Annotated in this window: 13 protein-coding genes; 10 read left to right on the forward strand and 3 right to left on the reverse strand. The window is 66.5% G+C overall.

Translation table 11 applies throughout. The features are described from left to right. Positions 1-40: 40 nt before the first annotated feature. Positions 41-1066: a LacI family DNA-binding transcriptional regulator gene (locus CAL26_RS27840; RefSeq protein WP_094849798.1), complete on the reverse strand. Its 1026-nt coding sequence runs from the start codon at positions 1064-1066 to the stop codon at positions 41-43. Positions 1067-1220: 154 nt separating this feature from the next. On the opposite strand from CAL26_RS27840, the gene CAL26_RS27845 reads away from it, so the two are divergent. From CAL26_RS27845 to CAL26_RS27860, 4 genes are all read left to right on the forward strand, one after another. Further along, positions 1221-1763 (forward strand): TRAP transporter small permease, encoded by a 543-nt coding sequence (locus tag CAL26_RS27845; protein WP_256988613.1) that lies wholly within the window; start codon positions 1221-1223, stop codon positions 1761-1763. Between the two features lie 22 nt (positions 1764-1785). Further along, complete coding sequence (locus CAL26_RS27850) at positions 1786-3069, forward strand: TRAP transporter large permease (protein WP_094849799.1); 1284 nt, start codon at positions 1786-1788, stop codon at positions 3067-3069. 58 nt (positions 3070-3127) lie between these two features. Next, a complete protein-coding gene (locus tag CAL26_RS27855; RefSeq protein ID WP_094849800.1) occupies positions 3128-4147 on the forward strand; it encodes a TRAP transporter substrate-binding protein in 1020 nt (339 codons plus the stop codon). A 66-nt stretch (positions 4148-4213) separates the two neighbouring features. Beyond that, a complete protein-coding gene (locus CAL26_RS27860) occupies positions 4214-5998 on the forward strand; it encodes an IlvD/Edd family dehydratase (RefSeq protein WP_094849801.1) in 1785 nt (594 codons plus the stop codon). A gap of 76 nt (positions 5999-6074) precedes the next feature. Here the strand turns inward: CAL26_RS27860 and CAL26_RS27865 are convergent, their stop codons facing one another. Beyond that, positions 6075-6902 carry an NUDIX hydrolase gene (locus tag CAL26_RS27865; RefSeq protein ID WP_094849802.1) on the reverse strand — a complete coding sequence of 276 codons (828 nt, stop codon included), beginning with the start codon at positions 6900-6902 and terminating at the stop codon, positions 6075-6077. A gap of 380 nt (positions 6903-7282) precedes the next feature. Between CAL26_RS27865 and coxB the strand changes: the two genes are divergently transcribed. The 5 genes from coxB to CAL26_RS27885 all read left to right on the forward strand — a co-directional run bounded on the left by coxB (position 7283) and on the right by CAL26_RS27885 (position 11461). Further along, on the forward strand, positions 7283-8443 hold the full coding sequence (gene coxB / locus CAL26_RS27870) for a cytochrome c oxidase subunit II (RefSeq protein ID WP_094849803.1): 1161 nt from the start codon (positions 7283-7285) through the stop codon (positions 8441-8443). Positions 8444-8548: 105 nt separating this feature from the next. Beyond that, the gene (gene ctaD, locus CAL26_RS27875) at positions 8549-10162 is read left to right on the forward strand and encodes a cytochrome c oxidase subunit I (protein WP_094849804.1); all 1614 of its coding nucleotides are present in this window, start codon (positions 8549-8551) and stop codon (positions 10160-10162) included. Between the two features lie 30 nt (positions 10163-10192). Beyond that, positions 10193-10315, forward strand: a complete 123-nt coding sequence (locus CAL26_RS28500; RefSeq protein WP_218831584.1) for a cytochrome oxidase small assembly protein — start codon at positions 10193-10195, stop codon at positions 10313-10315. 10 nt (positions 10316-10325) lie between these two features. Then, entirely contained in the window at positions 10326-10544 is a 219-nt protein-coding gene (locus CAL26_RS27880) for a DUF2970 domain-containing protein (protein ID WP_094849805.1), read from the forward strand. A 41-nt stretch (positions 10545-10585) separates the two neighbouring features. Continuing rightward, positions 10586-11461: a cytochrome c oxidase subunit 3 gene (locus tag CAL26_RS27885; RefSeq protein ID WP_086062775.1), complete on the forward strand. Its 876-nt coding sequence runs from the start codon at positions 10586-10588 to the stop codon at positions 11459-11461. A gap of 66 nt (positions 11462-11527) precedes the next feature. Here the strand turns inward: CAL26_RS27885 and CAL26_RS27890 are convergent, their stop codons facing one another. Beyond that, positions 11528-11728 carry a twin transmembrane helix small protein gene (locus CAL26_RS27890; RefSeq protein ID WP_094849806.1) on the reverse strand — a complete coding sequence of 67 codons (201 nt, stop codon included), beginning with the start codon at positions 11726-11728 and terminating at the stop codon, positions 11528-11530. 36 nt (positions 11729-11764) lie between these two features. Here CAL26_RS27890 and CAL26_RS27895 point away from each other — a divergent pair, with 36 nt between their 5' ends. Continuing rightward, positions 11765-12541: an SURF1 family protein gene (locus CAL26_RS27895; protein WP_094849807.1), complete on the forward strand. Its 777-nt coding sequence runs from the start codon at positions 11765-11767 to the stop codon at positions 12539-12541. Positions 12542-12580: the final 39 nt, after the last annotated feature.

Raw genomic sequence — 12580 nt, forward strand, 5'->3', positions numbered from 1 at the left:
CCTGGCCCGGGTCCAACCCGAGCCCTGGCCTGCGGGCCGCTCAGGTGGTTTCGCGGCGCACCAGGCGGAAACCCAGGTCCAAGTGCCGCTCCGGATTGGGCTTGCCTTCCAGTGCGTTCATCAGCAGCGTCGCCGCCGAGCGGCCGATCTCGTAGCGCGGCGTGGCGATCGTCGACAGCGGCGGCGTGGTCCAGGCGGTGCCGGTCAGGTCGTGGAAGCCGATCAGCCCCATCCGCCCCGGCACATCGACGCCCAGGCGGCCGCATTGGAACACCGCGCCCTGCGCCAGGTCGTCATTGCAGAAGAAGATCCCGTCGCATTCCGGGTGTTCGCGCAGCATGGTTTCGAGCAGCTCGGCGCCCAGCGCCAGTGAGGACTTGCTGGGCGTCATGATTTCCAGCGCGGGATCGTAGCGGCCCGCATCGCGCAGCGCCTGCCGGCATCCTTCGCAGCGGCGCAGCGAGCGCGGATCGAGCTGCGCGCCGATGATCCCGATATGGCGGTAGCCGCGCTCCACCAGGTGCCGTCCCGCCGCATAGCCCGACTCGAACTGCGAAAACCCCACGCTGAGCCCGCGTTCGCCGTCCAGGGTCTCGATCGTATGGACGGTGGGGATCTTCAGCGACTCCAGCAATTTCCACACCCCGGGCCGATGGTCCACGCCCGTCAGGATCAGGCCGTCGGGCGAATGCTGCAGATAGGTACGCAGCAGGGCTTCTTCCGCCTCGGCCGAATAGCCGGTCAGGCCGATGTGCATATGGTGGGCATGCGCGTCCAGGACTTCCTTGATGCCCACCAGGATGTCGACGAACACCACATTGCTCAGGGAAGGAATCAGCACCACGACCGTGCGCGAACGCGCCGACGCCAGCGCGCTGGCGGCATGGTTCGGCACGTAGCCCAGCCGGTCGCAGGCTTCCTGGATCCTGGCCCGCAGCGCCGGCTGCACCTTGTCCGGCGTGCGCAGGGCGCGCGACACGGTGATCGCGCTGACGCCCGCGGCGCGCGCGACGTCCGCCATGGTGACGCCGTGCTGGCGCGAGCTGCGGGACTTGCGGACCGTCATGGCTGGGGCTGTCGCAAAAAGTCCGTAGTCTGACCCAAAGGCTGGCTCGGTACAAACCCGGACAGGGGTGGCAAAGGGTTGGCAGGCTGGTCATGATAGCGCTAACATTCACGTCCGCATCGATAGCAACGCGAAAAAATTCCAGGAGACAACGATGCAGACCGCCCCTCCGGCGGGGCGGGCGCGCAGCCCGCTCAACCGAGCCCTCGATCTCGTATTCCGCATCCAGCGCGCCATCATGGTGGCCTGCCTGGTGGTCATGGTGGTGCTGCTGTTCGGCAACGTCGCCCTGCGGTACCTGTTCAATTCCGGCATCAACGTTTCCGACGAGCTGTCGCGCCTGGCCTTCGTCTGGCTGATCTTCATCGGCTCGGTGCTGGCGATGCGCGAACACACGCACATGGGCGTGACCATGCTGGTGGAACGCTTCGGCCGCGGCGCGCGTCGCGCCACCCACCTGTTCTGCCAGGTCCTGGTGCTGGCGGTGCTGTGCATGTTGATCAAGGGCAGCTGGGACCAGACCCTGATCGGCATGGCGACGCGGCTGCCCGTGACCGGCCTGCCGGCCGGCATTTTCAATGTGGCCTGCCTGTATGCGGCGGTCGCCATGGCCTTGCTGACGCTGGCCGACGTCGTCCTGACGCTGGGCGGCGCCGAACCGGGGCTGGACGCCAGCGCCGTCGATCCGCTCAGTTGATCCATTTCCTGCTTCCGATGCCATGATTCTCACCGTATTCCTGATCGTGCTGCTGGGCCTGCTCGCGCTGGGCATGCCGATCGCGTTCGCGCTGTTGATCAGCGCCGTGCCGATGATGTTCCAGCTGGATTTCGTCGATCCGCAGATCCTGGCGCAGAACATGCTCGGCGGCGCCAACAGTTTCACCCTGATGGCTGTGCCGCTGTTCATGCTGGCCGGCGAACTCATGAACGAAGGCGGCATATCGCGCCGCATCGTGAACCTGGCCACCATGTTCGTCGGGCATATCCGCGGCGGATTGGGCTACGTCGCCATCTTCGCCAGCGTGCTGCTGGCGGCCTTGTCCGGATCGGCGGTGGCGGACGCCGCCGCGCTGGGTTCGCTGCTGATCCCCATGCTGCGGGAAAAGGGCTACGAAGCCGGCGATGCCGCGGGCCTGATTTCGGCGGGCGGCATCATCGCCCCGATCATCCCGCCGTCGATCTCCTTCATCATCTATGGCGTGGCGACCAATGTGTCGATCACCAAGCTGTTCTTCGCCGGCATCGCACCTGGCCTGCTGATGGCGCTGACGCTGGTGGCGGTGTGGTCCTGGACGGCGCGCCGCAGCGGCGCCAGGGTGCAGCCGACGCCGCGCCAGCCCTGGCGTGCACGCATGCGCGCGCTGCGCGAATCGATATGGGCGCTGTTCCTGCCCGTGATCATCATCGGCGGCCTGCGCGGCGGCATCTTCACACCCACCGAGGCGGCGGTGGTGGCGGCCGTCTACGCGCTGCTGATCAGCCTGTTCGTGTATCGCGAAATCCGCTTCAAGGATCTGGGACCGCTGTTCGCACGCGCGGCCAGCACCACCGCCATCGTCATGTTCCTGGTGGCCGCGGCAATGGTGTCCTCCTACATGATCACCCTGGCCGACATGCCGCAGGACCTGGTCGCGCTGCTGGAACCCCTGCTCGAGCATCCCAAGTGGCTGATGTTCGCGATGCTCATCGTGCTGACGCTGGTCGGCACCGCGATGGACCTGACGCCCACCATCCTGATACTGGCGCCGGTGCTGATGCCGGTCGTCACCAAGGCCGGCATCGATCCTGTCTACTTCGGCGTGATGTTCGTCATGGTCGGCTGCGTCGGCCTGTTGACCCCGCCGGTCGGCACTGTCCTGAACGTCGTGGCCGGCGTCGCCCGCATCCGCATGGAAACGATCATCCGTGGCGCATGGCGCTACGTGGTCGCCTATACCTTGCTGCTTCTGTTGATGGTGATCTTTCCGGAACTGATCACCGTGCCGGCGAAGTGGATTCATTAGAGGCCCGCCAATGCCGACGGGCCCGCAACCAGGAAGTGACAACCCTCGGGAGACAACCATGTTCACCACCATGAAAAAACTGGCCGTCGCGCTGGCCGCCGTCTCGCTGTGCGGCGCCGCGGGCGTGGCCCAGGCGCAGGAAGTGAAGACGCGCATCATCCGCTTCGGCTACGGCCTGAACGAAGAGAGCGTGCAGGGACGCGCGGCGCGCTATCTGGCCGAGGAATTGGGCAAGATCAGCGGCGGCAAGCTGAAGATGCGCACCTACGGTTCGGCCAACCTGGGTTCGGACGAGCAGATGCAGGCCGCGCTGGTGGGCGGCGCGCAGGAAATGATGGTCGGGTCCACCGCGCCGCTGGCCACCATGGTCAAGGAGTTCGGCGTCTACGACCTGCCCTTCCTGTTCAATGATGAAAAGGAAGCGGACGCGGTCCTGGACGGTCCCTTCGGCGAGAAACTGCTGAAGATGCTGGACGCCAAGGGCCTGGTCGGCCTGGTGTACTGGGAAAACGGCTTCCGCAACGTGACGAACTCCAAGCATCCCATCGCCAAGGCGGAGGATATGCAGGGGATCAAGCTGCGCGTGATGCAGAACCAGATTGCGCTGGGCGTGTTCGGCGCGCTGGGCGCCAATGCGGTGCCCATGCCGTTCTCCGAGTTGTTCACCGCGCTGGAAACGAAAACGGTGGACGGGCAGGAGAACCCCGTCACCACCATCCAGAGCAGCAAGTTCTACGAGGTGCAGCCCTACCTGAGCATGACGCGGCACGTCTATACGCCCTGGGTGCTGATGGCATCCAAGAAGTGGTGGGACACGCTGTCGCCGGACGAGCAGAAGCTGATCCGCCAGGCTGCCGCGTCGTCGCGCGACTTCGAACGCAAGGACAGCCGCGCCGATTCCAATAAGGCGATGACCGTGCTGAAGGACTCCGGCATGAAGATCAACACCGTTTCCCCGGAAGAACTGCAGCGGCTGCGTGAGAAAGCCCAGCCGGTGGTCGACAAGTACACGCAGGACCTGGGGCCCGATCTGGTCAAGCAGCTGCAGGACGAGATCAACAAGGTCCGCAAGGGCTGAAGCCTGTAGACAGGCCGGGTTCCATCCCCGGACCCGGCCGCCAGCATTACCGCCACGAGAAACATCATGTCCGAAGCTCCCCGCCGCCTGCGCAGCCAGAAATGGTTCGACGATCCCACCCACGCCGACATGACGGCGATCTATGTGGAGCGTTACCTGAACTATGGGCTGACGCGCGCCGAACTGCAGTCCGGCCGTCCCATCATCGGCATCGCGCAGACCGGCAACGATCTGGCGCCCTGCAACCGGCATCATCTGGAACTGTCACAGCGCACCAAGGCGGCGATCCGGGATGCCGGCGGCATTCCCATGGAGTTTCCCGTGCATCCGCTGGCCGAGCAGGGCCGACGTCCGACGGCCGCGCTGGACCGCAACCTGGCCTATCTGGGCCTGGTGGAAATCCTGCACGGATATCCGCTGGACGGCGTGGTGCTGACCACGGGTTGCGACAAGACCACGCCGGCCTGCCTGATGGCCGCGGCGACGGTGGATATCCCCGCCATCGTGCTGTCCGGCGGCCCCATGCTCGATGGCTGGCACGAAGGCAAGCGCGTGGGCTCTGGCACCGTGATCTGGCATGCCCGCAACCTGATGGCCGCCGGCAAGATCGACTACGAAGGCTTCATGGCGCTGGCGACGGCGTCGTCGCCGTCGGTGGGCCACTGCAACACCATGGGCACGGCCCTGTCCATGAATTCGCTGGCCGAAGCGCTGGGCATGTCGCTGCCGACCTGCGCCAGCATCCCGGCGCCGTACCGCGAGCGCGGCCAGATGGCCTATGCCACCGGCCTGCGCATCGTCGACATGGTGCGCGAAGACCTGCGGCCGTCGCGCATCCTGACGCGGCAGGCCTTCGAGAACGCCATCGTGGTGGCGTCGGCCCTGGGGGCGTCGAGCAACTGCCCGCCGCACCTGATCGCCATCGCGCGCCATATGGGCGTCGAGCTGTCGCTGGACGATTGGCAGCGGCTGGGCGAAGACGTGCCGCTGCTGGTCAATTGCGTGCCGGCCGGAGAATACCTGGGCGAGAACTTCCACCGTGCGGGCGGCGTGCCGGCCGTGCAGCATGAACTGCTGGCGGCGGGCCGGCTGCATGGCGATTGCCTGACCGTTTCCGGCAGGACGGTGGGCCAGATCGCCGGCGCGGCCGTCACCGGCGATCGCGACGTCATCCGCAGCTGCGACACGCCGCTCAAGCAGCGCGCGGGTTTCATCGTGCTGTCGGGCAACTTCTTCGACAGCGCCATCATGAAAATGTCGGTGGTCGGCGAAGACTTCCGCAAGGCTTACCTGTCCAAGCCCGGCGACGAAAACGCCTTCGAAACGCGCGCCATCGTCTTCGACGGTCCCGAGGACTACCACGCGCGCATCGACGATCCGGACCTGAAGATCGACGAGCACTGCATGCTGGTCATACGCGGCGCCGGGCCGATCGGCTATCCCGGCGGCGCGGAGGTCGTGAACATGGCGCCGCCGGCAAGCCTGATCCAGCAAGGCATCGAGTCGCTGCCCTGCATGGGGGATGGCCGCCAGAGCGGTACGTCGGCCAGCCCGTCCATCCTGAACATGTCGCCCGAGGCGGCGGCCGGCGGCGGCCTGGCGTTGCTGCGCACCGGCGACCGCATCCGCGTCGACCTGAATGCCCGCACGGTCACGCTGCAGGTCGATGCCGCCGAACTGGAAGCGCGCCGCGCCGAAGAACCGGCCTTCCGGATCCCGCCGGCGCAGACGCCCTGGCAGGAGATCTTCCGCGGCATGACCGGGCAGTTGTCCACCGGCATGTGCCTGGAACCGGCCACCCTGTACCTGAAGGTGGTGGAGCAGCGCGGCGATCCCCGCCATTCACACTAGGCATGGCCAGCGGGCCGGCGGACGCCGTGGCCGCGGGCATGGCCGGCATCCCGCCGCCCGGGAGGCAATCCCGCGCCTACGCGGCGGCCTGCCGGGCGATGTCGTCCACCACCACCAGGGCCGCTTCCAGCGTGAATTCGCCGTGGGCGGCCATGTCGACCGCCTGCGCCGGCGTCACCGTGGCGAACTCCATGACTTCGCCGTCGCGGTTGGCCGGCGTGACGCCCGCGTCCAGGACGCAGCGGCTGACCAGCAGTTCTTCCACTTGATAGCCTTCCGGCAGGCGCCGATGCATGCGCAGGACGCTGCGCAGCGGCTCGCGGCCGCGCACCTCGTGCGGCGCCAGGCCGGCTTCTTCATGGCATTCGCGGATCAGCGCGACGTCGAGCGATTCGCCGCTGGCCACCAGGCCGCCGACCAGCGTGTCCCACATCCCGGGATCGGTGGCCTTGTTCAAGGCGCGCCGCGCCACCCAGAGCCGGCCGTCCGGCGTCCAGGCGTTCAGGTGCACGGCCTGCGTCAGTATGCCCAGGGGCCGTACCGCCGCGCGCTCGATGGCGCCCAGCCGCCGGCCTTCGACGTCGTGGACGTCCAGCAATTCGTCGCGCCAGCCCCGCAGGCAGTCGGCTTCGCGCAAGGTGCGTGCGACCGTGGCCAGCAGGGCGTCCAGCGCCGGGCCGCCCGCCAGGCCGTCGGCCAGCCGCAGGCTGTCGGCATCGGCGCTGACGCCCGCCAGGCCGCGCAAGGCGTCGCAGGCGGCCAGGGTGGCATGGCCGCAGCGGTGGCCGGCGATATACAGGACGCGCGACGACGACGGCATGGGTTCCTGGGCGCGCGCGCGCAAGGCGGCGTACAGGTCGTCGGACGGCGATGGGCAAGGCGATGGCAGAGGGCTGTGCTGCATGGCGGGATTTTAGGGGCTTATTGGATCGCCCGGGGAGTTGCGGCCGGGGGTGCGGCCGGGGTGCGTACGGGGCCTTGGCCGGGTCTCGGCCGGGGTCGCCGGGCGGGTCGCGGGGGCGTTGGGCAGGGCGCTTGCGCCAGCGCCGCGCGGCGCGCCGGCAAGCCGCTTCGGCATCTTCCGCCGGCCCGTCCATACCAGGGGAGGCGGCCTCCGCTATAATCCGGCGGTTTCTTTGTGATTCGAGCAGAACCGATGTGCGTAGGCAGTAGTGATATGCCCGTCTCGTAATCTGCCGTCCAACAATCGCGCGTTACCGTGTAGGTACCGGCAGCACCCTGCCACATCGGCACGGCCCTGACGCGTCATGATAGAGGGTCAGCATGAAGAAGTGGAGAGGGATACTGGGTGCGTGCGCAATGCTGGCAAGCGGCATTGCCTGTGCTCAGGTCAAGGACATGCCGGGCGGCCCCAGGGTCGACCAGTTGAACCTGCACGAAGGCGTTACGCAGATCGCCCATGACGTGATGTGGCTGCACTGGCTGATGCTCAGCATCTGTCTGGTCATCTTCCTCGGCGTCTTTGGCGTGATGTTCTATTCGATCTGGGCGCACCGCAAATCGCGCGGGCATCAGCCGGCCACTTTCCACGAGCACGTCGGCGTGGAAGTTGCCTGGACAGTCATCCCATTCTTCATCGTTATCGCCATGGCCCTGCCGGCCACCAAAGCGGTGGTCGCCATGAAGGACACTTCCAGCCCCGACCTGACCGTCAAGGTCACCGGGTACCAGTGGAAGTGGGGCTACGAATACATCGACGGCCCCGCCAGCGGCGTCAAGTTCCTGTCCACGCTCTCCACGCCGCGCGCGCAGATCGAAGGCAGGGAGCCGAAGGGCGAGTTCTACCTGATGGAAGTCGACAACCCGCTGGTCGTGCCCGTGGACCAGAAGGTGCGCATCGTGCTGACCGCCGGCGACGTCATCCATTCCTGGATGGTGCCGGATTTCGGCATCAAGCAGGACGCCATTCCGGGCTTCCTGCGCGACACCTGGTTCCGCGCCGAAAAGGTCGGCACCTACCGCGGCCAATGCGCGGAACTGTGCGGCAAGGACCACGCTTTCATGCCCATCGTGGTGGAAGTGAAGTCCAAGGACGACTACGCCAAGTGGGCGGACGAGCAGAAAAAGAAGCTCGCCTCGGCCGCCGACGATCCCAACAAGCAATGGACCGAAGCCGAGCTGCTCGCACGCGGCGAAAAGGTCTACGGCGCCAACTGCGTGGTCTGCCACCAGGCCACCGGCAAGGGCGTACCGGGTTCCTTCCCGGCCCTGGACGGCGACAAGGTCGTGCTGGGTCCGCAGGCGGAACAGATCAAGACCGTGCTGCACGGCCGCCCCGGCACGCCCATGCCGGCCTTCATGAACCAGCTCAACGACGTGGAAGTCGCCGCGGTCATCACCTATACCCGCCATGCCTGGAGCAACGCGGGCAAGGGCCAGGATCCGACCGTCCAGCCATCCACCGTCAAGTCGTCGCCGCACTAACACGCCGCGTCCGGGCCCGGCCCGGACCGCTTGCGTTCGTCAGATACCGAATACCTCAGCCCGGCCTTGAAACGGCCGGGCAACATGCAGGAAGGAGTTGAGACTATGAGCAGCGTCACTGTAGACCACGTCGAGCCGGGCCATGGGCACGGACACGGTCACGATGACCACCATCACGCCATCCCCACGGGGTGGCGGCGCTGGCTGTTCGCCACCAACCACAAGGATATCGGGACGATGTATCTCATCTTCTCGTTCCTGATGTTGCTGGAAGGCGGCACGCTGGCCCTGCTGCTGCGCACGGAGCTGTTCGAGCCGGGCCTGCAGTTCTTCCGTCCCGAACTGTTCAACCAGTTCACCACCATGCACGGCCTGGTCATGGTGTTCGGCGCGATCATGCCGGCCTTCGTGGGTTTCGCGAACTGGATGATCCCGATGCAGATCGGCGCGTCGGACATGGCGTTCGCGCGGATGAACAACTTCAGCTTCTGGATCCTGCCCATGGCGGCGATCCTGCTGACGGCGTCGTTCTTCGTGCCGGGCGGCGCCACCGCGGCCGGCTGGACGCTGTATGCGCCGCTGTCGCTGCAGATGGGCCCGGGCATGGACCTGGCCATCTTCGCCATGCACATCATGGGTGCGTCGTCCATCATGGGCGCGATCAACGTGATCGTGACCATCCTGAACATGCGCGCCCCCGGCATGACGCTGATGAAGATGCCGCTGTTCTGCTGGACCTGGCTGATCACCGCCTTCCTGCTGATCGCCGTGATGCCGGTGCTGGCCGCCGCCATCACCATGGTGCTGACGGATCGCCATTTCGGCACGGACTTCTTCAACGCGGCCGCCGGCGGCGACCCGGTGCTGTACCAGCACGTGTTCTGGTTCTTCGGGCACCCCGAGGTCTACATCATGATCCTGCCCGCCTTCGGCATCGTGTCCGCCGTCGTGCCGGCCTTCGCCCGCAAGCCGCTGTTCGGCTATGCGTCCATGGTGTACGCCACGGCGGCCATCGCGGTGCTGTCCTTCATCGTGTGGGCGCACCACATGTTCACCACCGGGATGCCGGTCACGGGGCAGCTGTACTTCATGTACGCGACCATGCTGATCTCCATTCCCACGGGGGTGAAGGTGTTCAACTGGGTGGCCACGATGTGGCGCGGTTCGATGACCTTCGAAACGCCCATGCTGTTCGCCATCGGCTTCATCTTCGTGTTCACCATGGGCGGCTTCACCGGCCTGATCCTGTCGGTGGCGCCCATCGACATCCAGGTGCACGACACCTACTACGTGGTGGCGCACTTCCACTACGTGCTGGTCGCCGGTTCGCTGTTCGGGCTGTTCTCGGGCGCCTACTACTGGGTGCCGAAGTGGAGCGGCCGCATGTACAGCGAAAAGCTGGGCAAGCTGCACTTCTGGTCGTCGCTGATTTCCTTCAACGTGACCTTCTTCCCCATGCACTTCCTGGGGCTGGCCGGCATGCCGCGCCGCTATGCGGACTACGCGGCGCAGTTCACGACCTTCCACCAGATCGCCACCATCGGCGCGTTCTGGTTCGGCCTGTCGCAGCTGATCTTCCTGTACGCGATGATCCGCTGCTACATGGGCAAGGGCGAACCGGCGCCGGCCAAGCCGTGGGACGGCGCCGAAGGCCTGGAATGGACGGTGCCGTCGCCGGCGCCCTTCCATACCTTCGAAACGCCGCCCGAAGTGAAATAAACGCAGCCCGCCACGCCGACAGGACCCGCCATGACGCCCGAACAACGCCGCCGCAACCGCATCGCCGGACTGGTGCTGCTGGTTTTCGTCGTGGCGATCTTCGCCTGGGCCATCTTCAAGGGCAGCCATCTGTTCCCCGGCGGCGTGGCATAAGGACGCAACCATGGCCGACACGCCGGATACCCCGCGACCCAGGTCCAGCTTTCTGCAGACGCTGAAAGCCGTGGCCTGGGGCATGCTGGGCATCCGCAAGGGCTCCGGCTACCAGGAAGACGCCCGGTTGAACCCGGTCCACCTGATCATCGCCGGCGTGCTGGCCGGCGTGATCTTCGTGGTCGTCCTGGTTTCCATCGTGCGCTGGGTCGTGGCCAGCCATGGCTGACTAAACAAACTATTCGACGTATCAGTACCAGGGAGAAGACCATGAGTGCAGGACACTCGGTTCAAGCGAAAGAGGCGCCCTACTACTATGTGCCCGCCGACTCCGGCCACCCGGTGCGCAGCGCGATTTCGCTGCTGATCATCGCGTCTGGCGCGGCGTGCTGGGTCAACGATGTCTGGGTGGGCAAGTGGCTGGTGCTGCTGGGCCTGCTGTGCCTGATCGCCGTGCTGTTCCGCTGGTTCGCCGACGCGATCGGCGAATCCGAACGCGGCATGAACAGCAAGCGGGTGGACGTGTCCTACCGCTGGGGCATGAGCTGGTTCATCTTTTCCGAAGTCATGTTCTTCGGCGGCTTCTTCGGCGCGCTGTGGTACGTGCGCACCATCACCACGCCGTGGCTGGGCGACCTGGACCACAAGCTGCTGCTGTGGCCGGACTTCTCCGCCGTGTGGCCCAACTTCGGTCCGGCCGGTGTGGTGGAGCATTTCGCCACCGTCGGCCCGTTCTGGCTGCCCACGATCAACACCGCGCTGTTGCTGAGCTCCGGCGTCACGCTGACCATCTCGCACCACGCGCTGCGGGCCGATCATCGCGGCAAGGCCATCTTCTGGCTGGCGGCGACGGTGATACTGGGCGCCATCTTCGTGGCCTGCCAGGCCGCCGAATACCACCATGCGTATACCGAACTGAACCTGAAGTTCAGCTCCGGCGCCTATGGGTCGCTGTTCTTCATGCTGACGGGCTTCCACGGATTCCACGTCATCATGGGCGCGACCATGCTGACCGTCATCCTGATCCGCCTGATGCGCGGCCATTTCACGCCCAGCCATCATTTCGGCTTCGAAGGCGCGGCGTGGTACTGGCACTTCGTGGACGTGGTCTGGCTGGGCCTGTACCTGTTCGTCTACTGGTTCTGAAGCCCTGGGCCGGCGGCGCTCGAGGCCGCCGGTCGTCCAACCGCGGGGAACCCGCGGCTTGCGCCCTTATCTAATCCCGGTGCTTTCGATCCAGCCGAAGTAATGGGCGACGAGCACGAACAGGAACAGGGCGACCGACAACCCGATGCGCACCGTCAGGGCGTTGACCGTCCTGTTGGTGGTTCCTTTATCCCTCATCAGGTAAACCAGGGCCGAGCCCAGGCTGGCCAGAATGCCGACGAAGGCCAGGACAACTAGGACGCGCATGGCGGTCTCCGGGTGTAAACCAGAATTATTGCAGACATGGCACGCGCGCATCGAACTTTGATCGCCCTGGTGCTGCTGGCCGTCATGGCGGTGCTGCTGGCGTCGCTGGGCCGCTGGCAGCTGCGCCGCGCCGACGAACGGCGCGCCATTCTCGCCGCCATCGAGAACGGCCGGCGCCAACCGCCGCTGCTCCTGACGCCGGCGACCCCCACCGACGACCTGCGGCCCTGGCGGCCGGTATCGGCGCAGGGGCGCTGGCGAGGCGCCATGACGGTGCTGCTGGACAATCGCAACCAGGACGGCCGGCCCGGCTATTGGGTCGCCACGCCCCTGATGCTGGAAGAAGGCTCGAACACCGCGGTGCTGGTGCTGCGCGGATGGCTGCCGCGCGCGCTGCCGGGCCAGCCGGCGGCGGTTCCGCCGTCCCTGCCGGATGGCACGCGCACGATCAGCGGAGAACTCGTGCAGCGGGTGCCGCGCCTGTTCGAGCTGTGGAACCCGGGCGGCGCGCCCAGCGATGCCTTGCCGGCCACCTGGCCCGCCGCCGCGATGCCCACGGTGCAGAACCTGGACCTGGACACCTATGCCAAGGCCACCGGCCTGAGCCTGCTGCCCACGGTGGTCGAGCAGCTCGCGCCCTCCGGCGATGGCCTGGTGCGCGTATGGCCGCAGCCGTCGGTGGATTTCAACCAGAACATCGGCTATGCCATGCAGTGGTTCGGTTTCGCGAGTATCGCCGGCATCGCCTTCTTGGTGGTGGCGGTCCGCGCCGCGCGATCGGCGCGCGCCATGCGCCGCGGCCGCGGCCCCTGAAAGCCGGGGCGCGCGGCGCCCGCCGCCTGTCGGGCATCG

It is taken from the genome of Bordetella genomosp. 9 (assembly GCF_002261425.1).
Classification (GTDB): domain Bacteria; phylum Pseudomonadota; class Gammaproteobacteria; order Burkholderiales; family Burkholderiaceae_B; genus Bordetella_C.